Below are 22,005 nucleotides of genomic sequence, written 5' to 3' on the forward strand. Positions count from 1 at the left end.
AATAAATGTCCTTTCATCGAGCCGGCGACGCGTGGCGTTCGCCGGCGCTATTCATGCCGGCGGCACTGCGCGGCTGGCTGACCGATCCTCATTCGCTGACCTCACGCATCAGGGCGCGCTGCCGGCACTTCGCCGTGCAGCCGCTGCGCACCGGTCGTGCCGCGCTGGCGGCCGACGAGGCCTGTCTGCTCGGCTGCGGCCGGGCGCAGGCGCTGTCGCGCGAGGTGCTGCTGCACGCCGATGGCGTGCCGGTGGTGTTCGCGCACAGCGTGGTCAACATGCGTGACGTGCGCGGCGTCTGGCACATGTTCGCCGGCGTCGGCACGCGGCCGCTCGGCGCGCTGCTGTTCGCCGACGCGCGCATCGCCCGCTCGCCGCTGGCGGCGCGCCGGCTCGACGCCCGCCACCCGCTGTACCGGCGGGTGCTGGCCGAAGGCATCGCGGTGAGTGGCCCGCTGTGGGCGCGCCGTTCGCTGTTCGTGCGCCGCGGCCGGCCGCTGCTGGTGACCGAAGTCTTCCTGCCGGCCATTTCGGAACTCGCGCCATGAATCTGCTCGCCCGCCTGAACGCCTGGGAACGCCTGATGCGGCTGGACAAGCCGATCGGCATCCTGCTGCTTGCCTGGCCCACACTGTGGGCGCTGTGGGTGGCGGGCGGCGGCAAGCCTTCCGCCTTCATCGTGTGGATATTCATGCTCGGCACGGTGCTGATGCGCAGCGCCGGCTGCGTCATCAACGACTACGCCGACCGCAATTTCGACGGTCACGTCGAGCGCACGAAGAACCGCCCGCTGGCGACCGGCGAGGTCGGCACGCGCGAGGCGCTGCTGCTGGCCGCAGCGCTGGCGCTGTTCGCCTTCATCCTCATCCTGCCGCTGCACCGACTGGTCATCCTGCTGTCCTTCGCCGCGCTGTTCCTGGCCGCCAGCTACCCCTTCACGAAGCGCTTCTTCGCGATTCCTCAGGCCTACCTCGGCATCGCCTTCGGCTTCGGCATCCCGATGGCCTATGCGGCGCAGCTGTACACGGTGCCGATGGAAGCCTGGCTGCTGCTGGCGGCCAATGTGTTCTGGGCGGTCGCCTACGACACCGAGTACGCGATGGTCGATCGCGACGACGACCTGAAGATAGGCATCCGCACCTCCGCCATCACCTTCGGCCGCTTCGACGTTGCGGCGGTGATGGCCTGCTACGCGATCACGCTGGCATTGCTGGCGCTCTACGGCCGGCTCGAAGGGCTGCACTGGCCCTACTACGTCGGGCTGGTCGTTGCCGCCGGCATCGCCGGCTATCACTGGACGCTGATCCGCGGCCGCGACCGCGCGCGCTGTTTCCGCGCCTTCCTGCACAACAACTGGCTGGGCGCCGCGGTGTTCGCCGGCATCGTCGCCGACTACGCGCTGCGCTGACGCAGCGACGTAAGACGGGCCGCCGCCCCGCGTCTACCTCGGCAGGGCGCGTCCGGCCCGGCAACAGGAGAGCGACATGAAGAGGATGAGCGCCGTGGGTCTTGCTGCGGCCGCACTGCTGTGCATTTTCGACGCGCAGGCGGGGCCGCTGCGCGAGCGTCTGGCGGAGCGGCGCGCCGAAAGCGGGGCCGAGGTCCGCCTGCCCGCCGGCAGCCGCGCGCAACGCAATATCGCCTACGGCGAGCATGCCGACCAGCGCATGGACGTCTATATTCCCGACGGCGCCCGCGACGCGCCGGTGCTCTTCCTCGTGCACGGCGGTGGCTGGCGTCGCGGCGACAAGGCGCACGGCCGGCTGATCGGCAACAAGCTCGCGCACTGGCTGCCGGCCGGCGTCATCGTCGTGTCGGTCAATTACCGCATGCTGCCCGACGCCGACGTGCTGACACAGCGCGACGACGTGGCTGCCGCGCTGGCAAAGGCGCAGTCTCTGGCGCCGACCTGGGGCGGCGATCCGTCACGCTTCGTGCTGATGGGGCATTCGGCCGGGGCACATCTGGTGGCCTTGCTGGCCGCGGCGCCCCAGGGCGAACGCCGTTGGCTGGGCAGCGTGCTGCTCGACAGCGGCGCGCTCGACGTCGAACGGCTGATGAAGGAACGCCACGCCGGCCTGTTCGACGACGCCTTCGGCAAGGCCCCCGCCTTCTGGCGTGCGACCTCGCCACTGCACCAGCTTGGCGGGCCGACCGCGCCGTGGCTGGCGGTGTGCTCCAGCCGGCGCCGCCAGGCCTGCGACCAGGTGAAGGTGTTCGCGCAGCGGGTGCGCGAAACCGGCGGCCGCATCGACGAGCTGCCGCTCGATCTGTCGCACGGCGACATCAACGAACAGCTGGGTCTGCCCGGCGACTACACGCGGCAGGTCGATGCCTTCCTGCGCGACATCGGTGCGCTGAAATGAAAAGACGCGGGGCCAGGGAGCCCCGCGTTTTCATGCGCAGTGGTGCCTGTTTCAGTCGCGGCGACGGGCGCGCAGACCGATCAGGCCCAGCCCGGCCAGCAGCAGCGCGTAGGTTTCGGGTTCCGGCACCGGCGCGACCTCGACGGTCAGCAGCGGGCGATCGCTGACCATGAAGCCCTCGGCGCTGTAGAAATCGATACCGTTGGTGCCGTTCGGCATGAAGGGCAGCAGCGCCCAGCCGTAGCCCGGCACGCCGCCGTCCTGCATGCGGCGCAGCGCGTCGGTGAAGTCCAGCACCAGCGTGCCCGATTCGATGTTGGGGTCGCTGTTGTTGCTGCCTATCGTCAGGAAGGGCAGCGCGGCGGCCTCGATGCCGTCGGTCTGGATGCCGTCGCCCATCGTGTTCCAGGTGGCGGATGCGGAGTTCCAGTCACTCAGCATGTCGTAGAAGCGGATGCCGCTGCCGGCGCTGGTGATCTGCAGCGTCAGCGTGGCCGACACCACGGTTTCGCCGGTCTTGATCTGGTTGGCGGCGCTGCCGAACAGATTGTCGAAGCGCAGCAGCACGTGGTTCGGCGAACCGTTGTCCGACGCGTCGATGCTTACTTCCTGCTCGTAGCCGCTGCTTGCATCGGGGTCGCTGCTGTACATCGTGACGTCCATCGTGCCGTCGTAGCCGCCGGCGCCCTGCTGGAAGGTATAGGTCGCGGCGAACGCCGGTGCGGCCGCGAACAGCGCGGCCGCGATCAGGGATTTGCTCAACATGGGAAGCCTCTCGAATCGGAAAGGGCCGGCGCGCGTGCGCCGGCCCGGAACTGCGGACTGCAGGAGTGCGATTACAGCGCGCCGTTATCCCACGGGCCGGTGATCGCGTAGGTGATGCCCGGCGACTGGGTGTTCACGAACAGCCACTCGTTGTGGAAGGTCGCGCCGCAGAACTCGGAACCCATCGAGTTGCTGCTGAAGGAGCGGCCGGACGGACGGGTGTAGGTGCCGATGGCGCCAGCGCGGAAGTCGGCGTTGTTGGCGATGAACGGGAACACGGTGCCATCGGTGGTCAGACCGTGGCAGCGCGAGACCGAGTTGCCACCGTCTTCGCACAGGATGAGGCTGCCGCGCGGGCTCCAGGCGATGTTGTCCGGGTTGTCGCAGACGTCGGCGCCGGACGATTCGTACACCAGCGTGAAGGTTTCGCGACGCGGATCGTAGGCGAAGATCTGGCCCTTGCCGGCGGCACCGCCGCTGGTCGAGCACACGTAGATCACGCCGTTGCCGTACCACACGCCTTCGCCGCGCACGATGCTCGACGCACCCTGCATGATGCCCTGGGCGACCACGCCGCCGTAGGAGGTGCCGCTGATGAAGGGTTTGTTCGGCTCGTCGATGTTCACCCATTCGACGTCGAAGGTGGTGCCCGGAGCCTGTGCCACGCCGGTGTTGTAGTAGCCGTAGCTGACACCGTTGATGGTGCGGGTGGCGTTGTTGGCCGTCTTCAGCTTCATCATCTGCAGCTTGCCGCCCATTTCCGGACGACCGATGACGTTCGGGATGAAGCGGTAGAAGCCGGACGGGGTGCTGTCTTCGGTTTCGTAGATGATGCCGGTGACCGGATCGACGGCGACGGCTTCATGGCTGAAACAGCCCATGTCGACCAGCGGAACCGGCTTGGCGGCGCCGGTGGCCGGCACGTCGAAGCAGTAGCCGTGCTGTTTGGAAGCACCGTTGTGCGGGCCGTCCGACGTTTCTTCACAGGTGATCCACGAATTCCACGGGGTCGGGCCGCCGGCGCAGTTGCGGATGGTGCCGGAGATCGACGCGTAGGCGCCGACCCACTGCTTGGTGCGCGGCGAGAACACGAGGTTGGTCGTGCCGCCGTTGCACAGCGGGTCGTAGGTGATCTTCGGGTTGGCGTACGAACCGGCGGTGCGGCTGCCCTGTTCGTGGTTGCGCACCAGCACGATCTTGTTCGCGTCGGCGGCGACCACGGCCATGCCGTCGTGCGCGCCCGGAGTGGCGATGCCGTCGGTCATCACGTCGCCGGTCCAGCCGTAGGACCAGTACTTGAAGCCTTCCGGCAGTTGCAGCAGCGGCAGGCCGGTGACTTCATCGGCGACCGGGGCGAGCGGGCCGTAGTCCGGGCTGAACGGCAGCTGCACGGCGTGCGCCTTCTTCGAACCGAGGATGCTGAAGGGCATCGCCACGGTGGCGGCGGCGGCGACACCGCTCTTCAGGAAGCCGCGGCGGCCATAGGTCCAGTGCGGGTCCATGTCCTTCGAGGCGTCGGCCTTGCTGAAATCGCGCAGGACGTCGATCAGGTCGTCTTGATGGTTCATTGTTGTCTCTCCGTTTTGAGTGTGTGGGGGCCGTGCGGATGGATCAGGCGCGACGGCGGGCGGCAGCGCCGATCAGGCCGAGGCCGGCCAGCAGCAGCGCGTAGGTTTCGGGCTCCGGCACGGTGGCGGTGATGGTGTAGCCAAGCTGGCCGGCGCCGACGTTGTCGCTGAAGTCGGCGATGGCGAGCACGAACAGGCCGTTGCCGTAGTCGTTGAAGAAGTTCGCGCTGGCCGCTTCACCGGCGCCGGCGTAGGGGTTGGACGGCGTGCCGTCGGCGCCGGTGACGAACATCGTGGTCGCCGAGGCGCTGCCGAGGTCGAAGTAGTTCGCGGTATCGCTCTCGACGCCGTACCAGATGCCGAAAACGACGTCGAGCGTCGGATCCGTCGGGGTGACGGTGATCGACACTTCGCTCAGGAAATCGGCCTTGAAGGTCCAGAAGGACCAGTTTTCGGCGCTGCCGATGAAGGAATAGCTTTCGGCGGCGACGGTGCCGGCCGTGATGCCGCTGCCGAACTGGCCGCTGATGGTCGGGGCGGCCGCCTGGGCGCCGGCCGACATCAGGCCGGCCAGCAGGGCGGCTGCAAGGGTGGAACGCGTGAACATGGGACTCTCCGGTCTGGGTTGAGACGCGGAAAGTCTGGCCGGCGACGATGTCCTGCCAGTTAATCTCCCGTTAATGTTCGACGCCGGAAGTCATAGGCCGTTCGGCCGGTGCGCATGGTCCGGTCGGACTATCGGCTGGCGAGCGAACCCAGGCTGGCGAGTGCAGCGTCGACGCGTGCGTCCCAGCGCACCGCGCACATCAGGCGTATGCAGTTGCGGTACTTGCCTTGCGGCGAGAACAGCGGGCCGGGTGCGATGCTGATGCCGGCCGCCAGTGCCCGCGACTGCAGCGCCAGCGCGTCGATGTGCTCCGGCAGTTCGACCCACAGGATGAAGCCGCCGGCCGGACGCGTGCAGCGCGTGCCGGGCGGGAAGTGACGCGCGATCGCGGTCTGCATCCTTTCCATCTGCTCGGCGTACTGCCGGCGGATGCGCGCCATGTGCCGCTCCGGCCGGCCGCTGGTGAGGTAGTCGGCGAGCGCGCGCTGCGGCAGCAGCGCGGTCGCCATCGTGCTGCCGTACTTGAGACGCTCGACCTCGCGCCGCCAGCGTCCGGCGACAATCCAGCCGATGCGCAGGCCGGGCGCCAGTGTCTTGGAGAAGGACGAACACAGCAGCACGTGACCGGTGCGGTCCCAGGCCTTGGCGACGCGCGGGCGTTCGCCGTCGTGTGCCAGTTCACCGTAGATGTCGTCCTCGATCAGCGCGATGCCGCGGCTCGACAGCATCTGCACGATGCGCCGCTTGTGCGCGTCCGGCATCAGCGCACCGCTCGGGTTGCTGAAGCTGGTGCACGCCAGGCAGGCCTTGACCGGCCACTTTTCCAGCGCCAGTTCGAGCGCGTCCGGGCTGAGGCCGGTCTGCGCGTCGGTCGGGATTTCGAGCGCCTTCAGACCCAGCGATTCGATCAGTTGCAGGGTGCCGAAGAAGGCCGGCGACTCGATGGCAACCACGTCGCCCGGCTGCGTGGTGGCGCGCAGCGCCAGCGTCAGGGCTTCCTGGCAGCCGGTGGTGATGACGATGTCGTCAGGGTGGATCTGGCAGCCGGAATCGACCGCGCGGCGGGCGATCTGTACGCGCAGCGCTTCTTCGCCGATGAATTCTCCGTAGCGTGCGCTGCCGGCGTCGTCGGCGCGCAGGGCGCGGCCCAAGCTGGCGCGCAGGTCCTTCACCGGCAGGAAGTCGGCGTGCGGAATGGCGGTGCTGAACACCAGCAGGTCGTCGCGGTGCGAGGCGCGCATCACCTGGGCGACCCGCTCCGACATCGTCACCTCGCCCGGCGATTCGTCGTCGCAGGTCTGGCAGGCGCGTGGCGGCAGCGCCTCGGGCGTGCGCGCATAGAAACCGGACTGCGGCCGCGCCTCCAGCCAGCCCTGCGCTTCGAGCTTGCGGTAGGCGGAAATGCAGGTGGCGATGCTGAGGCCCTGCTGCAGCGCGATGCGCCGCACTGACGGCAGGCGCTGGCCCGGTGGGTACAGACCGGCGCGGATGTCCGAGCGCAGCCGGTCGGCGAGTTGTTCGTAGCGGTTCATGCGGCGTCCTCTCGCGGTGGCGACCGACACTGTACTGTGCCACCTCGTCCATTGATCGGTACAGTTTGTGTGCGCAGTTGCCGGTACAGATCCGTCAGAGCCTTAACTGTGTCGGTCCAAAAATTGAATCCTGTGCATCGACCGTCACAGTTGCGAACGGCATGATCCGGTCATTCAGTGAAGGAGCCCCGCCATGCCGATGATCACGCTGCAGCTGTCCCGCCCGCTCGACGCCGAAACACGCCTCGCCGTGACCCGCGCCGTCACCGATCTGACAGCCGAGGTGCTCGGCAAGAAGCGCGAGCTGACAGCGCTGGCGATGGGTCACGTAGAACACTGGTCTGTCGGCGCGGAGGCGGTTGGCGGTGCGCTGACCGCCTTCCATCTGGACGTGCGCATCACCGCCGGCACCAACACGAAGCCGGAGAAGGCGAACTATGTTTCCGCCGTCTGGCAGGCGCTGGACGAACTGATCGGGCCGCTGCACCCGGCCAGCTACATCGTGGTCAGCGATCTGGCGGCGGATTCTTGGGGCTATGCCGGCGAGACACAGGAGGTGCGTCATGTCCGCGCACGCCTGGCTCAGTGAAGTGGCGCGCCGGCTGCGTGAGGGCCGCCGGCAGCGTCGCGCGCGTGCAGAATTGCAGGCAATGAACGATCTCGAACTGCGTGATCTCGGCCTCGGTCGCTCGGACCTGCCGTCGGTACTCGGCGGACGTTTCGAGGACGGGTTTCGCGCGCAGGCGAAACGCCTGCATTGACTCCGGACCTGCAATGATCAAAGCGCACAGTCTGACCATGGCCCGCTATCACGGCTGGGCCAGCGATCGCCTGTTCGCATCGCTCGATGCGGTCAGCGACGCCGACTGGCGTGCTGATCATGGGCTGTTCTTCAAGAGCCTGCACGGCACGCTGAATCACCTGCTGCTTGCCGACCTGATCTGGTACGGCCGCTTCACCGGACGGCCGTATGCGGCCGCTTCGCTCGCTGACGAAGTCGAGTCCGACCGGTCGGCGCTGCAGCAGCGGGCACGCGTGCAGGCCGAGCGCTGGATCGAACTGGTCGAGGCGTCCGACGAGAGCGTCTTCGCGAGCCGGCTGCGCTACGCGAACATGGCGGGTCAGGCGTGTGACACACAGTGGGCCGGCACGCTGCTGCACGTGTTCAACCACGCGACCCACCACCGCGGCCAGATGTCGGCGGTCGCCACGCGCCTGGGGCAGCCGGCGCCGGAAATGGACCTCGTCTACTTCCTTCGCCTGAGCGGTCTGTGAGCGGGAGCAAGGTGCCCGCACCGGAGGACATCGAGTTCGCGGCGACGGACGGCTACCTGCTGCGCGGCCGGCTTTGGCGACCGGAGAGGGACGACGGCAGTCGGCCGGCGGTCATCGTCTGCTGTGCCACCGGCGTGGCCGCGCGTTACTACGGACGATTCGCTGCCTGGCTGTCCGCACATGGACTGCCGGCGATGACCTTCGACTATCGCGGCATCGGTGACAGCCGCTACGGCAGCCTGCGCGGGCTGCGTGCCACCAAGCACGACTGGGGCGCGCTCGATACCGACGCAGCGATCCGCACGCTCGCCACCCGCTTTCCCGGACGCACGCTGGTCGGCGTCGGGCACAGCATCGGTGGCTTCTGCCTCGGGTCGGCGCCGTCGAATGTGCGGCTCGCCCGGCTGCTTCTGGTCGGCTCGCAATACGCCTACTGGCCGGACTACGCGCCGCGCCAGCGTGTCGGCTACCTGCTGCGCTGGCATCTGCTGATGCCGGCGCTCGCACTGGTGATGGGCTATTTCCCGGGCAAGCGCCTGGGCTGGCTGGAGGACCTGCCGCGTGGCGTCGCGCTCGAATGGGGGCTGCGGCTGTGGCCGGATTTCGACCGGCTGTACCGCTGGCTGCCCGGCGCCAGCGGCGCCCCGGACGGCGACGCGGCGCGCGCCGCCTTTGCCGGCTATCACGGCGAAGTGCTGGCCTGCGCGTCGGCCGACGACCCGTACGCGACGCCGGCGGCGATGGAACGGCTACTTGGCTGGTTCATCGAGGCGCGCACCCGCCAGGTGCAGTTCCTGCCGGCGCGCTTCGGCCTGACCCGTATCGGCCACTTCGCGCCCTTTCACTCCGACATGCAGCGCACATTGTGGCCGCTTGGCCTGAAGTGGCTGCGCGGGCGCCGCAGCCGCTGATCCGGGGGCGAAGGACGTCTTCGTCAGCGCGTGCTGCGCAACAGCGACTTCATTGCCGCGTCGCGAGGCAGCACGTAGTCGTGCGCGGCCAGCGCGACATTGGTGGCCGGGTCGATCACCTTCAGGTTGATGAACACCATGTCCTCCGCGGCGCCATAGGTGCCTACGATAACGGCGCGTGCCTGATGCGAACGTGCGAGATCCTTGATCTCCCGGGTGAGCATCATTTCGCCCTGATGCTGGCGCACATAGACGTTGTTGCGGAACTTCATTTCCACCATGTGGTAGCCGGCGCGGGAGAAGCGCGACGACACGTGCTCCGACACCAGCCGGCCCAGCGTGGACGACTGGTCCAGCGCGTCGATGTTCACCACGGTGGCGATGATGAGCGGATTGCCGCTGCCGATCGAATTGTCGATCTGCCCGAGCAGCGCATCGGCCGCCTTGTAGTTCGCCGGAACGAAGCGGTCGCTGGCCGCCTGCTCATAAGTGGGGTCGGGCTTGACCGAGGATGTGCAGGCGGCCAGCGGCAACAGGCCGGCGCACAGCAGCGTGAGAACAGAAGAGCGCATGTCACTGGTCTCCATTCAGACGGATGGTGTGCGTGCCGCTGCCGGCGTCGTACAGCGCGCGGTCGCCGTCGGCGACGTAATAGACGTGCGTGCGGTGGGCGAGGAAGCGCTGCTCGTCGCTGACCTGTGCGGTGACGATGATTTCCGTCTGCGGCGTGGCACCCGACGCGAATTCGGAGCGGAACCAGCCGTAGGCGTCGCTGCCCACTGCGCCGGCCGTCGCCACACCGGCCGCGCTGGCGTCGGCCACGGCCAGGCCCCACAGGCCGGCCGCCAGCATGGTTGCCGTGCCGGTGTGCTTGTACTGCGGACGATCGGCCGAGAAGCGCAGCGTGCGGGTATCGAACTCGAGCACCAGCGCGCCCTGCGGCGTGCGATTGACGGTGCGACCCTGTTCGAGCAGCGCCGAGATGAGCTGCTTTTCGAAGGCGAGATTGAAGTGGGTGCGCGCGCTGCTCTCGCGTACGAACAGCGGACGTTCGTCCTTCAGGTCGCGCGTGATCTGCGCCGCGACGTCACGAGCGATGACCGACCAGTGGCCGGCCGCCTGTACCTTTGGCTGCTTCGTAGTCGGGAAATTGGTGGCGAGCGGTGTTTCGCTGTGCGGTGCGGCGCAGCCGCCGAGCAATGCGCCAAGGGCGAGGGCTGCGCCCAGGTGTCGGGTGTTCATCGGACGGTCTGACCTCCCGGTTGGTTGAATCCACGAATATGCAAAAAGCATATACGGGGCGGAATCTACCAGAACACGGCGGGCTTGCGTCAACTGCTGCGTCAGCGGGTCGTGGCGTGATGCAGCGCGGCGGCGACGGTGGCGAAGTGGATGTCGACGATGTCGGCGATGTCCTCCGCGTAGCCGCCGGCCATCGCCACCGCGAGCGGCAGGTCACGCCGGCGGCAGTAGTCGAACACCCGGGCGTCGCGTGCGGCCAGGCCCGGCTTGGTGAGCTTGAGCCGACCGAGGCGGTCGCCCTCGAACGGATCGGCGCCGGCGAGGAAGAGGATGAACTGCGGGTCGAAGCGCGCGCTCATCCGTGGCAGCGCGTCGTCGAGTGCGGCGAGGTAGGCGTCGTCGCCGCAGCCGTCAGGCAGCGCGACGTCGAGGTGGCTGCGCTCCTTGCGGAAGGGGAAGTTGCGGTCGCCGTGCAGCGACAGCGTGAATACGTCATCGGCCCGACCAAGGATCTCCGCGGTACCGTCGCCCTGGTGCACGTCGAGGTCAACGATGGCTACGCGTTCGATGCCGCATTCGGCCTGCAGCATGCGTGCGGCCACCGCCGAGTCGTTGAACACGCAATAGCCGGCTCCGCTGGCGCGCTTGGCGTGGTGGGTGCCGCCGGCCAGATTGACCGACACGCCATCGCGCAGCGCGCTGCGACAGGCGGCCATGGTGGCGCCGGCGGAACGGCGCGAGCGCTCTATCATCTGCGCCGACCACGGAAAGCCGATCATGCGGATTTCGTTCACGCTCAGTTCGCCCCGGCTGGCGCGATCGACGTAGCCGGCGTCGTGCGCGCGGCACAGTTCGGCGTCGGTCGCGGCCGGCGGCTCGCTCAGCGTGACGCCCGGCAGCTCGGCAGCCACGCGTTCCCGCAGCCGGCGGTATTTGTCCATCGGGAAGCGATGGGTTTCAGGCAGCGGCAGAACGAAGTGGTCGGCGTACCAGGCAAGCATGTCGGGCGTTTGAGCGGGACGGTCGCGCATTCTGACAGCCGACTGCCGGCGGTGGTTGCGACAGCTGTATCGGAACGCCTGCAGTGCCGCGCGGTCTGTGGCCGCGTGCGGGGTGCGGCCGCCTTCACTATCGCTTACCATCGGCCGCGCATTGTGCAGCACTCAGCAAGGCGCGAAGTACTGGAGCCGTAACACGACATGAAATACACGGATTTGCGCGACTTCATCGCGCAGCTCGAACGGATGGGCGAACTGAAGCGCGTTGCGCGCCCGGTATCGCCGCATCTGGAAATGACCGAGATCTGCGACCGCGTGCTGCGCGCGCATGGGCCAGCGGTGCTGTTCGAGCAGCCGACCGGTCACACGATGCCTGTGCTCGGCAACCTGTTCGGCACGCCGGGACGCGTGGCACTCGGCATGGGCGTCAGCGGCGACAAGTGGGCGGAAGCGCTGCGCGACATCGGTCGCACGCTGTCGATGCTGAAGGAGCCGGAGCCGCCCAAGGGCCTGAAGGATGCCTGGGACAAGCTGCCGATGCTGAAGCAGGTGTTCTCGATGGCACCGAAGAAGGTGTCGTCGGCTCCGTGTCAGGACGTCGTGTGGGAAGGCAGTCAGGTCGATCTGTCGCGCCTGCCGGTTCAGCATTGCTGGCCCGGTGATGCGGCACCGTTGATCACCTGGGGTCTGGTGGTGACGCGCGGACCGGACAAGAAGCGACAGAACCTCGGCATCTACCGCCAGCAGGTGATCGCGCAGGACAAGGTGATCATGCGCTGGCTGGCCCACCGCGGCGGTGCGCTCGATTTCCGCGACCACGCGCGCAGGTTTGCGGGCACGCCCTTCCCGGTTTCGGTGGTGCTGGGCTGCGATCCGGCGACGATACTGGGCGCGGTGACGCCGGTGCCGGACACGCTGTCCGAGTACCAGTTCGCCGGCCTGCTGCGTGGCAGCCGCACCGAACTGGTGAAGTGCATCGGCAACGATCTCGACGTGCCGGCCAGTGCCGAAATCGTGCTCGAAGGCGAACTGCGGCCGGACGCGAGCCATCCGTCCGGCTATGAGCACGCGCCGGAAGGACCGTTCGGTGACCACACCGGCTACTACAACGAAGTGGCCGAGTTTCCGGTGTTCACGATCACGCGCATGACCATGCGCCGCAATCCGATCTACCACTCGACCTATACCGGCAAGCCGCCGGACGAACCGGCCATGCTTGGCGTGGCGCTGAACGAGGTGTTCGTGCCGCTGCTGCAGAAGCAGTTTCCGGAAATCACAGATTTCTATTTGCCGCCCGAAGGCTGTTCCTACCGGCTGGCGGTGGTGTCCATGCGCAAGCAGTACCCGGGGCACGCCAAGCGGGTCATGTTCGGCGTATGGAGCTTTCTGCGCCAGTTCATGTACACGAAGACCATCATCGTCGTGGACGAGGACATCGACATCCGCAGCTGGCAGGAGGTGATCTGGGCGATGACCACGCGCATGGACGCGAAGCGCGATACCGTCATCGTCGACAACACGCCGATCGACTACCTCGATTTCGCCAGCCCGGTCGCTGGCCTCGGGTCGAAGATGGGGCTGGACGCGACCAACAAGTGGCCGGGCGAAACCAGCCGCGAGTGGGGGCGCACGATAGAGATGGATGCCGACGTGAAGAGGCGCGTCGATGCGATGTGGTCCGAACTCGGGCTCTGACGCACGCGCCTCGATCACGCGTCGGTCTTTTTTTCACGACATTCAGCGCCCTCCGCGCTGAACAGGAGTTGCGATCATGGCCATCGGCCTCCACATCATCGGCGATGAAATCCTGTCCGGCCGCCGTCAGGACGGGCACTTCGCCAAAGTGCGCGAACTGCTCGCCGAGCGCGGCCTGCAGCTGTCGTGGGTGAGCTATCTGGGCGACGAACGTCCACGTCTGATCGACGCCTTCCGTCGTTCGCTTGCGACGACCGACATCGTGTTCTCCTGCGGCGGCATAGGCGTCACGCCGGACGACCACACGCGGCAGGCCGCCGCGGCGGCGCTCGGTGTCGACTGCGTGCTGCATCCGGCGGCCGAGGTCGAGATCCGTGCGCGCTTCGGCGCCGAGGTGACGGAAAACCGTCTGCGTCTCGGCGAGTTTCCGGCAGGTTGCGACATCATTCCCAATCCGTTCAATCGCATTCCCGGCTTCAGCTGTGGCGATCACCATTTCGTGCCGGGCTTTCCCGAGATGGCCTGGCCGATGATGCAGTGGGTGCTCGACACGAAGTACCGGCAGCTGCATCACACCCGCAACTGGACTGAGGCCTCCTTCTTCGTGTTCGACGCACACGAGAGCCGGCTGCTCGATCTGATGCAGGCGATCGAGCGCGACTACGGTGTCACCGTGTTCAGTCTGCCGAGCTTTGGCAACGCGAAGCGGGCACGCCCGCACATCGAACTGGGCGCCAAGGGCGATCCGGACAAGGTCGCCCCGGCGCTGGCAGCCATGCGTACCGAGGTGATCCAGCGCGGCCTGGAGGTCGACGCCGACCCGATCTGACCGGCGCCAGGCGGGCTGTCGTACCCCTGATCAAGACGCCTGTCACGGCCGGGGAGCAGAACCGGTCGACACCGTCGATACGACGATTCACTATTCGCGCGGAATTTTCGTGTGGAGAGTGTTCGATGAATCGCGTGTCGGCGACGCGAGCCTGTGCAGTGCTCACGCTTGCGGTTTTGCTGGCAGGGTGCTGGCAGATCGACGATCTCGGTGACCTGCCCGGTGGTCCGCACTTCAGCGAGGCCTACGCCATCAACGAAGGCGGGGATGTGGTCGGCTACGGTAGCGACGTCGACGGCAATCGCGCTTTCGTCTGGCGGCGGGGCGCCGGTCTGACGCCTCTGCCGCTGCACGCGGGCACGAGGGCGTGCACTGCCGCCGGCATCAATAACGCGGGTCTCGTCGTCGGACACTGCCAGACGAGCGGTGGCGGTCGGAAGATCGCCGTCGTCTGGTCCGGCGGCGAGGTCGAGGCTGTGCAGTTTCCGGGCCGGCGCGTGCTCAGCAGCGAACTGCTCGCCGTGAATCAGGCCGGCGACGTTGTCGGCGGTTTCCGCGAGGAAGTGGGTCGCTCCTTCGTGGTCGACATTGCCTTCAGCTGGCAGTACGGCAGTTCGCAGCCCTTACGAGGCATCACGCCTCTGCCGTCTGATCTTGCTGGCTCGGGCATGGCGCGTGCCGTAGGACCGCTGGGCTGGGTAGCGGGGCACGCATACGTCACGCCGCATCCGCCCTGGTTATGGAATCCGGCCACCGGACGTGGTCATCGGGTTGGCGAGTTGTCGGCGCCGGCCAGTACGAGCGGCGAGGCACGCGGCATCAACGACCAGCGACAGGTCGTTGGCGTGTTCGACGGGCGGGGCTTCGTATGGACGCCGGCCGGACCGGGAGAGGTGCAGGGCACGACGATAGAGATTCCGTTCGAGCCCTATGACATCAACAATCGTGGGCAGGTGGTCGGCGTACAGGGCGGGCGCGCGGTGCTCTATGACCTCGGCACGGAGAGGCTGACGGTGCTCGAGGACCTGCCGGAGGTACGGCGAGCAGGGTGGCGTCGCCTGGCGCTGGCGCGAGCAATCAACGACAGAGGTCAGATCGCGGGCTACGGCGTCAATGTCGCGGGCGACGTGAGCGGTTTCGTGATGACTCCCGACTGAAACGCGCTGCAGTCGCGTAAACGAAAAGAGCCCCGCACGAGGCGGGGCTCTTTTCAGACTGCTCGTGAAGACTTAGGCAGCAGCCTTCTTCTTCGCGGTCGTGCTGGCGGCGCCGACGGCACGCACGGTCGCCGAGGTAGCGGCGTTCACGTTCGCTTCAGCCATCTCGACGGCCTGCTTGGCAGCCTTGGCCATGCTGTCGTAGGCGCTGTTGGCGGCGGCGATGGCCGACTTGACAGCGGCGACGGCGACATCGGAACCGGCCGGGGCTTGCTTGGCGGCCTGATCCAGGGTCGAGGTGACAGCCTTGTTGACTTCACCGACCTGAGCTTCGACAACCTTGCTCAGCTCTTCCTGGGTCTGCGAAACGATTTCATAGACGCTGCGCGAGTAGGCAACGACCTTCTCGATCGCCGGCTGGACCAGGCCGCTCTGCAGCGACACGATCTCTTGCACGTCCTTGGCGCCCATCAGGGTCTTGGCGTTCGCGACGCTGTCTTCCAGCAGCGAACGGGCGGTGTTCAGGTTCAGAGCGGCGAGGCGCTCGGTGCTGGCAAAGGCGGTGTTGGCCAGGGTCAGCAGGGCTTCGATGCCGTTCTTGTTGGCGGCGGCGAAATGTTCAGGGGTGAAGGCCATGGTGGTTATCTCCGTACATTTAGTTGAAAGAGCGACCACGACCGGGCGGTAAAACCGGGAACACCCACGAGGTCACCTAAATCGTGCGACTCAATACTTGCCCCAAGGGTTCGTATTGCGCTGCACCATGAACAGGATTATAGGGATGGTCGACGTGATGTCAACATGTTTTTGTTGCACTGCACACAAAAACTTTTCCGGATTATTTCTTCGCCTAAACAATGAGATGTGAACGTACGTTCATAAAACGGCAGGGGTCGCAGTGCGCTGCGTCAGATGCCGCGCAAGGGCGCTCTCAGCGCAGTTCCGACAGCAGTCGTGCTGCGGTGCGTTCGGTTTCCCGCAGGTAGGCGCTGCCGAACAGCAAGGTGTGGTTCAGCAGGTGATACAGCCGGTAAAGACCGCGTCGGGATGCAGCGCCAGCGTCCAGCGGGGCACTCTTCTGATAGGCGGCGTACATCGAGATCGGGAAGCCTCCGAACAGTTCCGTCATCGCGTAGTCCGCCTCGCGATCGCCGTAATGCACAGCCGGGTCGAACACGGCGGGCTGGTCCCCGACCATGCCGGCATTGCCGTGCCACAGGTCGCCATGCAATAGCGAGGGGGCCGGGCGATACTCGAGGAACAGGGCCGGTACGCGTTCGACGATGCCCTGCAGGTTGCGTATCAGCTCGCCGCGCATGCCTCCGGCGATCAGTCGTTCGACTTGAGGCCGCAGGCGCTTCTGCGCATAGAAGAGTGGCCAGGTGGTAGACGTGCCGTTCTCCTGACGGCTGTCGCCGAGCCAGTTGTCGCGCGGCAGGCCATACAGGTCACCGTGCACTTCGTGCAGCGCTGCCAGCGCCTTGCCGAAGGCGCGCCCGTCGTCGTCGGTGGACACCGGTTTTAGGTCCAGCCATTCGAGCGCCAGCCAGGCAACGTCGTCGGCGGTGCCGCTGCCGCGCGCGGCCGGCACCCGGAAACAGCCTGTACCGCGCAGCAGCGCCAGTCCCTCCATCTCGGCTGCGAACACCTCCGCCCGATCGGCCGGCAGCAGCTTGACGAAAAGGGGAGCGTCGCCAGTGTCGATCCTCAGCGCACGGCGCGTACGACCGGGCGCCAGCTCGGCCACTGCGCTGCAGCCGACGCCGAGCGCAGCGGCAATCCGTGTCGCAACCGCGTTCATTCGCCGCCGCCCCAGCTGTCGGCCAGACGCATATTGGCCGACGACAGGCGTGCGGCCAGCACCTGCAGGAAGGCTTCGTAGAAGCGCATGCGGCAGGTTTCCGAGGCGCGGCGGATGCGTTCGCCGTCGATCGCGAACAGCAGGCTGTCGGTGTTCGCCTGCACGTCGTTGGCGCGCAGCTTGCGGTCGCGACGGGCGACCACCGACATTTCGCCGCAGCATTCGCCGCTGGTCAGTATGTTCAGCGTACGGCCCGATTTGCACACTGACAGTTCGCCCTCGACCAGCACGTAGAGGCGGTCACCCTGTTCGCCGTCCTTCATCAGCAGCGTGCCGGCAGCGACGCGCTCCTGGCGGACGAAGTGGGCGACCTCCCACAGTTCGACGTCGCTGAAGTCATTGAAGAAAGTCAGCGTGCGCAGCAACCGGAAGTGCTCCGCTGCGCCGGATTCGTCCTCGCGCGGCTTAAGCCGGCGATTGCGGAAAGCCTGAGCGAGGTCGTGCGTGAACTCGGCCCAGGTCGCGTAGCGCAGCGCGATGTCCTTCTGCATCGCGCGCGCCACGACGGCGTCGAGCGCAGGCGGCAGGCCCGGACGGAGTACCGAGGGCGGAGGCGGTTCGACGTGGATGATCTGGTAGACGAGGCTGTACTTGTTGCTCGCCTGGAAGGGCAGCTCGCCGGCCAGCAGCTGGTAAAGCACGACGCCCAGCGAATAGATGTCCGTCTGGTGGTTCAACGGCATCTCGCGCACCTGCTGCGGGCTCATGTAGGCCGGCGAGCCAACGCCCTCGACCTGGGTGCGTTCGTTGGCAGTAAACAGCGCCGCGCCGAAATCGGTCAGCTTCAGTTCGCCGTCACGCGTGAGCAGGATATTGGCCGGCTTGATGTCGCGGTGCGTGATGCCCAGCTGGCAGGCGTAGTCGAGTGCGCGCGTGCACTTGAACATCAGTTCGACGATGCGCTCCACCGGCAGCAGGCCCGGCCGCTGCACGTGCGCCTCCAGCGTGCCGCCGGCGACGTACTCCATCACGATGTAGGCCTGATCGCCGGTCACCACGGCGTCGTGGATGGCGACGATGTGCGGATGCTGCAGCTTGTCGGCCAGCGACGCTTCGTTGATCAGCAGATTGCGGTGCAGCCGGCCGCGCGCGTGGTCGTTCAGCACGTCGGGGTCGATGCACTTGATCGCCACTTCGCGCTGCGCCTGCGGATCCCAGGCCAGCCAGACGGTGCTGGTGCTGCCGCGGCCGATGATGCGTCTGAGCTGATAACGGCCCAGCGAACTGCCGGGTGTCGGTGCGTCGGGCGGCGGCGGCGCAGCTGTCTGCATCCGCTCAGACACCGGTCAGGCGCTGGTTGGCCAGCGACAGCCGCTCGACCAGGATGCGCAGGAAGGCGCGGTCGAAGCGGTGGCGGCAGGCTTCCGACGCGTGTTCGAGCGCCGCGTTGGCGAGGTGGATCACCACTGCCTCGGACAGCGTGGACACGTCGGCGCCGCGGGTGCCGCGCTCCGGCGTCAGCCAGGCCATCTCGCCAACGCATTCGCCGGCCGAAAGCACGTTGAGCAGCTTGCGCCCCTTGGTCACCTTCACTTCGCCTTCCGCGATGATGAAGAAACCGTCGCCCGCATCGCCCTCGCGCAGCAGCATCTGGCCGCCGGCGACGCGGTGCCATTCGCCCAGACGCACCACCTCCCACAGTTCGACGTCGGAAAAATCGCGGAAGAAGGCGAGTCGGCGCAGCGAATTGAACTTCTCGCTGTCGGCGATGCGGTTGCCGTGGTCGCGTTGCGCCTCGGTGCGGAAGGCCTCTGCGAGGTCAAAGGAAAAGGCGTCCCAGCTCGGGTAGCGGTCGTCGAGCGACTTCTGCAGCGCGCGCATCACGATGTCGTCCAGAACCGGCGGCAACTCCGGCCGCAGCGCCGACGGCGGTACCGGATCAGCGTGCGTGATCTGGTACATCATGCTGTAGTTGTTGCTGCCCTGGAACGGCAGCTGGCCCGTGAGCAGCTGGTACATCACCACGCCGAGCGAAAAGATGTCGGTCTGGTGGTTGAGCGGGTGTTCCTTGATCTGCTGCGGGCTCATGTAGGCCGGTGATCCGACACCGGACACCTGGGTTTCGGTGGCCGATACCGACATCGCGGCACCGAAGTCCGACACCTTCACGTTGGTGCCGCCGACCGCTGCGCCGTCCTCGACGCGCATGATGTTGGCCGGCTTCAGGTCGCGGTGGATGACGCCCAGCCGCCAGGCGAAGTCGAGTGCGCGCGAGCACTTGAAGATGATTTCGAGCACGTCGCCGACGGGCAGCAGCCGGTCGGGCGAGATATAAGGCTCCAGCGTGCCGCCCGGCACGTACTCCATCACGATGTAGGCCGGGTCGGCGTCGGCCACCGCGTCGTAGATCTGCACGATGTGCGGGTGGGTGAGCTTGCCCGCCAGCGAAGCCTCGGCGACGAAGAACTTGCGCTGGTAGCGCTCGGACTTGCTGCCGCTGGCGCCGGTGTCGTCGCCGCGGGCGACGATCTTGATCGCCACGTCGCGCCGGCCGAAAGGGTCGTGCGCGAGGAACACCTTGGACGTGGCGCCTTCGCCGAGCAGGCGCTGGATGCGGTACTTGCCGAGCAGGTCCATGTCAGCGTGGGGCCGGTGACAGGCGTCGCGCGGTCGCTCCGGTGCGTGTGATGCCTGTCGGTTTCAAGCGAATTCTCCTGTTCAGCCGGTCGCGAGCCGCGCGCGAGCGCGGGCGATGGCGGCACGCACCTGCTCCGGTGCCGTGCCGCCGATGTGGTTACGGGCGGACAGCGAACCTTCGACCGTCAGCACCGCGAACACCGATTCATCGACCAGCGGCGAGAAGGACTTGAGCTCGTCCAGCGTGAGGTCGGACACGTCGCAGCCCTTCTGTTCGGCCAGGCGCACCGCGCGGGCGACCGCCTCGTGCGCGTCGCGGAAAGGCAAGCCGCGCTTGACCAGCCAGTCGGCGAGGTCGGTGGCGGTGGCATAGCCCTGACGCAGCGCGCTCTTCATCGCCTCGGCCTTGACCTTCACGTTGAACACCTTGCTGCCGTCGGCGCCCGTCGTGCTGCCCATCATGTCGGCGTAGATGCGCAGCGTGTCGATCACCGTGTCGGCAGCGTCGAACAGTGGTTCCTTGTCTTCCTGATTGTCCTTGTTGTAGGCCAGCGGCTGGCCCTTCATCAGCGTGAGCAGCGCGATCAGGCTGCCATTGACGCGGCCGGTCTTGCCGCGCACCAGCTCCGGCACGTCCGGGTTCTTCTTCTGCGGCATGATGGACGAGCCGGTGCAGAAGCGGTCGGCCAGGTCGATGAAGCCGACGCGCGGGCTCATCCACAGGATGAGCTCTTCCGACAGGCGCGACAGGTGGGTCATCAGCAGGCTGCTGGCGGCGCAGAATTCGATCGCGAAGTCGCGGTCGGACACCGCGTCCAGCGAGTTGAAGCAGACTTCGTCGAAACCCAGTTCGGCGGCGACGAATTCGCGGTCGATCGGGAAGGTGGTGCCAGCCAGCGCGGCGGAGCCGAGCGGCAGCCGGTTGGTGCGCTTGCGGCAGTCGGCGAAGCGCTCGGCGTCACGCCGCAGCATTTCGAAATAGGCCATCAGGTGATGACCGAAAGTGACCGGCTGTGCCACCTGCAGGTGGGTGAAGCCGGGCAGCGGCGTGGCGGCGTGGTGTTCGGCCAGGTCGAGCACGGCACGCTGGAAGTCCGCGATCAGGACGAGAATGGTGTCGATCGCGTCGCGCAGCCACAGCCGGATGTCCGTCGCCACCTGGTCGTTGCGGCTGCGGCCGGTGTGCAGGCGCTTGCCGGCGTCGCCGACCAGCGCCGTCAGGCGCTTCTCTATATTGAGGTGCACGTCCTCGTCGTCGAGGTTCCAGTCGAACTGGCCGGCTTCGATTTCCTGCGTGATCTGTGCCATGCCCGAGCGGATGGCTTCGAGATCGGCTTGCGCGATGATGCCCTGCTTTGCCAGCATGGCGGCATGGGCCAGCGAGCCGCGGATGTCCTGCCGCCACATGCGTTGGTCGAAGAACACCGAAGCGGTATAACGCTTCACCAGATCGGACACGGGCTCGGAAAAACGGCCCGACCACGCCTTGGTCGGCTCGGACTGCGAAGATGCGCTCATGATGGAAAGAAGTTCGGCACGCTGCGGGAAACCGTCAATTATAGGCCAGCGGGGCACAAAGCCCGACGCGCCGGCCGGCGTGCGTCCGGTGCGGGGGCTGACGTGAGGCCGGCGCGCGCACCCGACTGGCGCAATCTCGGCGTGATGCTGCGCACCGTGCTGCTGGTGAACGCGCTGGCTGCGCTGGCGCTGCTGGCGCGCAACCGCAGCTGGGACGCACTGCCGCTCGATGCGGCGGAAATGGCGGCGCGGGTCGAGCCGGCGCTGATTCTGTCGCTGCTGCTGCTCTATCTGATGGCGCCGTTGTTCGCCAGGCTCCGCGCGCGCAGCGGCTGGGCGCTGACCGGTCTGGTCGCGCTCGGCAGCGTGCTCGCGACGACCGCGCTCGGCGGCTGGGACGTCGACTCAGTACCGTCCTGGCCGGTGCGCGAGGCGATGTGGGCGCTGCTGGCCGCCGCCGCCGCGATGACCTATTTCACCGTGCAGGAGCGTGCGCTCGGCCCGGCCATTGCCCAGGCGCGGCTGATGGCGCTGTCGGCGCGTATCCGGCCGCACTTCCTGTTCAACAGCCTGAATGCGGTGCTTGGCATCATGCGCGAGGACCCGCGTCGGGCAGAGCGCGCGCTGGAGGAGCTGTCAGACCTGTTCCGCGTGCTGATGCGCGAGAACCGCGATCTGGTCACACTGGGTGACGAGCTGGCGCTGTGTCGCCAGTACATCGCGCTGGAGACGCTGCGTCTGGGCGAACGACTGAGCGTGCGCTGGCAGACTGACGGCTGCCCGGCCGACGCACGGGTGCCGCCGCTGATGCTGCAGCCGCTGCTGGAGAACGCCGTGTATCACGGCGTCGAACCGCTGGCCGGCAACGGCGAGGTCACGGTGAGCGTGCAGCGGGCCGGTGGCGACGTCGTGGTCGAGATCGACAATCCGGCGCCGTCGCGCGACGGTGCCACCGGTCATGGCAGCGGCAACCGGATGGCGCTGGACAATATCCGCGAGCGACTGATGCTGTTCTTCGATCTTGAAGCGCAACTGGAAGCAGGCGAACAGGACGGCCAGTACCGCGTGCGCATCCGCTTTCCCTACCGGGTGGAGGCCTGAGTC

At 67.1% G+C, this 22,005-nt stretch carries 23 protein-coding genes; 11 read left to right on the forward strand and 12 right to left on the reverse strand.

The window, feature by feature from the left end:
- Positions 1–5: 5 nt before the first annotated feature.
- The 3 genes from WJU27_RS19760 to WJU27_RS19770 all read left to right on the forward strand — a co-directional run bounded on the left by WJU27_RS19760 (position 6) and on the right by WJU27_RS19770 (position 2,366).
- Positions 6–548: a chorismate--pyruvate lyase family protein gene (locus WJU27_RS19760; RefSeq protein ID WP_029143838.1), complete on the forward strand. Its 543-nt coding sequence runs from the start codon at positions 6–8 to the stop codon at positions 546–548.
- Complete coding sequence (ubiA, locus tag WJU27_RS19765; protein WP_296813284.1) at positions 545–1,408, forward strand: 4-hydroxybenzoate octaprenyltransferase; 864 nt, start codon at positions 545–547, stop codon at positions 1,406–1,408. Before WJU27_RS19760 ends, ubiA begins: the two co-directional genes overlap by 4 nt.
- A gap of 76 nt (positions 1,409–1,484) precedes the next feature.
- Positions 1,485–2,366: an alpha/beta hydrolase gene (locus tag WJU27_RS19770; RefSeq protein WP_341423179.1), complete on the forward strand. Its 882-nt coding sequence runs from the start codon at positions 1,485–1,487 to the stop codon at positions 2,364–2,366.
- Between the two features lie 51 nt (positions 2,367–2,417).
- Here the strand turns inward: WJU27_RS19770 and WJU27_RS19775 are convergent, their stop codons facing one another.
- The 4 genes from WJU27_RS19775 to WJU27_RS19790 form a co-directional block, all read right to left on the reverse strand.
- Positions 2,418–3,131, reverse strand: a complete 714-nt coding sequence (locus WJU27_RS19775) for a DNRLRE domain-containing protein (RefSeq protein WP_296813286.1) — start codon at positions 3,129–3,131, stop codon at positions 2,418–2,420.
- Positions 3,132–3,202: 71 nt separating this feature from the next.
- On the reverse strand, positions 3,203–4,699 hold the full coding sequence (locus tag WJU27_RS19780) for a PhoX family protein (RefSeq protein WP_020165812.1): 1,497 nt from the start codon (positions 4,697–4,699) through the stop codon (positions 3,203–3,205).
- A gap of 43 nt (positions 4,700–4,742) precedes the next feature.
- Positions 4,743–5,306 (reverse strand): PEP-CTERM sorting domain-containing protein, encoded by a 564-nt coding sequence (locus tag WJU27_RS19785; RefSeq protein ID WP_341423180.1) that lies wholly within the window; start codon positions 5,304–5,306, stop codon positions 4,743–4,745.
- 128 nt (positions 5,307–5,434) lie between these two features.
- On the reverse strand, positions 5,435–6,838 hold the full coding sequence (locus WJU27_RS19790) for an aminotransferase-like domain-containing protein (RefSeq protein ID WP_341423181.1): 1,404 nt from the start codon (positions 6,836–6,838) through the stop codon (positions 5,435–5,437).
- 193 nt (positions 6,839–7,031) lie between these two features.
- Between WJU27_RS19790 and WJU27_RS19795 the strand changes: the two genes are divergently transcribed.
- From WJU27_RS19795 to WJU27_RS19810, 4 genes are read left to right on the forward strand one after another with little or no spacing between them, the layout of a single operon-like run.
- Positions 7,032–7,427, forward strand: a complete 396-nt coding sequence (locus tag WJU27_RS19795; RefSeq protein ID WP_020165809.1) for a tautomerase family protein — start codon at positions 7,032–7,034, stop codon at positions 7,425–7,427.
- The gene (locus WJU27_RS19800) at positions 7,402–7,599 is read left to right on the forward strand and encodes a DUF1127 domain-containing protein (protein WP_020165808.1); all 198 of its coding nucleotides are present in this window, start codon (positions 7,402–7,404) and stop codon (positions 7,597–7,599) included. Before WJU27_RS19795 ends, WJU27_RS19800 begins: the two co-directional genes overlap by 26 nt.
- A 13-nt stretch (positions 7,600–7,612) precedes the next feature.
- The gene (locus tag WJU27_RS19805) at positions 7,613–8,113 is read left to right on the forward strand and encodes a DinB family protein (protein WP_341423182.1); all 501 of its coding nucleotides are present in this window, start codon (positions 7,613–7,615) and stop codon (positions 8,111–8,113) included.
- On the forward strand, positions 8,110–9,024 hold the full coding sequence (locus WJU27_RS19810) for an alpha/beta hydrolase family protein (protein ID WP_341423183.1): 915 nt from the start codon (positions 8,110–8,112) through the stop codon (positions 9,022–9,024). Before WJU27_RS19805 ends, WJU27_RS19810 begins: the two co-directional genes overlap by 4 nt.
- Before the next feature lie 23 nt (positions 9,025–9,047).
- On the opposite strand, the gene WJU27_RS19815 is transcribed toward WJU27_RS19810, so the two are convergent.
- The 3 genes from WJU27_RS19815 to WJU27_RS19825 all read right to left on the reverse strand — a co-directional run bounded on the left by WJU27_RS19815 (position 9,048) and on the right by WJU27_RS19825 (position 11,297).
- On the reverse strand, positions 9,048–9,596 hold the full coding sequence (locus WJU27_RS19815; RefSeq protein WP_020165805.1) for a FlgO family outer membrane protein: 549 nt from the start codon (positions 9,594–9,596) through the stop codon (positions 9,048–9,050).
- Position 9,597: 1 nt separating this feature from the next.
- Positions 9,598–10,266, reverse strand: a complete 669-nt coding sequence (locus WJU27_RS19820; protein WP_341423184.1) for a hypothetical protein — start codon at positions 10,264–10,266, stop codon at positions 9,598–9,600.
- Between the two features lie 101 nt (positions 10,267–10,367).
- Complete coding sequence (locus WJU27_RS19825; RefSeq protein WP_341423185.1) at positions 10,368–11,297, reverse strand: histone deacetylase family protein; 930 nt, start codon at positions 11,295–11,297, stop codon at positions 10,368–10,370.
- Positions 11,298–11,465: 168 nt separating this feature from the next.
- Here WJU27_RS19825 and ubiD point away from each other — a divergent pair, with 168 nt between their 5' ends.
- The 3 genes from ubiD to WJU27_RS19840 all read left to right on the forward strand — a co-directional run bounded on the left by ubiD (position 11,466) and on the right by WJU27_RS19840 (position 14,945).
- Entirely contained in the window at positions 11,466–12,959 is a 1,494-nt protein-coding gene (ubiD, locus tag WJU27_RS19830; RefSeq protein WP_341423186.1) for a 4-hydroxy-3-polyprenylbenzoate decarboxylase, read from the forward strand.
- Between the two features lie 76 nt (positions 12,960–13,035).
- Entirely contained in the window at positions 13,036–13,788 is a 753-nt protein-coding gene (locus WJU27_RS19835; protein WP_341423187.1) for a competence/damage-inducible protein A, read from the forward strand.
- Positions 13,789–13,913: 125 nt separating this feature from the next.
- A complete protein-coding gene (locus WJU27_RS19840; protein ID WP_341423188.1) occupies positions 13,914–14,945 on the forward strand; it encodes an HAF repeat-containing protein in 1,032 nt (343 codons plus the stop codon).
- A gap of 72 nt (positions 14,946–15,017) precedes the next feature.
- Here the strand turns inward: WJU27_RS19840 and WJU27_RS19845 are convergent, their stop codons facing one another.
- From WJU27_RS19845 to argH, 5 genes are all read right to left on the reverse strand, one after another.
- The gene (locus WJU27_RS19845) at positions 15,018–15,581 is read right to left on the reverse strand and encodes a phasin family protein (RefSeq protein ID WP_020165799.1); all 564 of its coding nucleotides are present in this window, start codon (positions 15,579–15,581) and stop codon (positions 15,018–15,020) included.
- A gap of 295 nt (positions 15,582–15,876) precedes the next feature.
- Positions 15,877–16,746, reverse strand: a complete 870-nt coding sequence (locus tag WJU27_RS19850; protein WP_341423189.1) for a fructosamine kinase family protein — start codon at positions 16,744–16,746, stop codon at positions 15,877–15,879.
- On the reverse strand, positions 16,743–18,077 hold the full coding sequence (locus tag WJU27_RS19855; RefSeq protein ID WP_341423190.1) for a serine/threonine-protein kinase: 1,335 nt from the start codon (positions 18,075–18,077) through the stop codon (positions 16,743–16,745). Before WJU27_RS19855 ends, WJU27_RS19850 begins: the two co-directional genes overlap by 4 nt.
- A gap of 4 nt (positions 18,078–18,081) precedes the next feature.
- Positions 18,082–19,383, reverse strand: coding sequence for a serine/threonine-protein kinase (locus tag WJU27_RS19860; RefSeq protein WP_341423191.1), 1,302 nt, complete (start codon positions 19,381–19,383; stop codon positions 18,082–18,084).
- Positions 19,384–19,464: 81 nt separating this feature from the next.
- On the reverse strand, positions 19,465–20,901 hold the full coding sequence (gene argH, locus WJU27_RS19865) for an argininosuccinate lyase (protein ID WP_341423192.1): 1,437 nt from the start codon (positions 20,899–20,901) through the stop codon (positions 19,465–19,467).
- A gap of 102 nt (positions 20,902–21,003) precedes the next feature.
- Here argH and WJU27_RS19870 point away from each other — a divergent pair, with 102 nt between their 5' ends.
- Entirely contained in the window at positions 21,004–22,002 is a 999-nt protein-coding gene (locus WJU27_RS19870; protein WP_341423193.1) for a sensor histidine kinase, read from the forward strand.
- Positions 22,003–22,005 lie beyond the last annotated feature (3 nt).

This window comes from Methyloversatilis sp. NSM2, from assembly GCF_038066675.1.
GTDB lineage: Bacteria > Pseudomonadota > Gammaproteobacteria > Burkholderiales > Rhodocyclaceae > Methyloversatilis > Methyloversatilis discipulorum_A.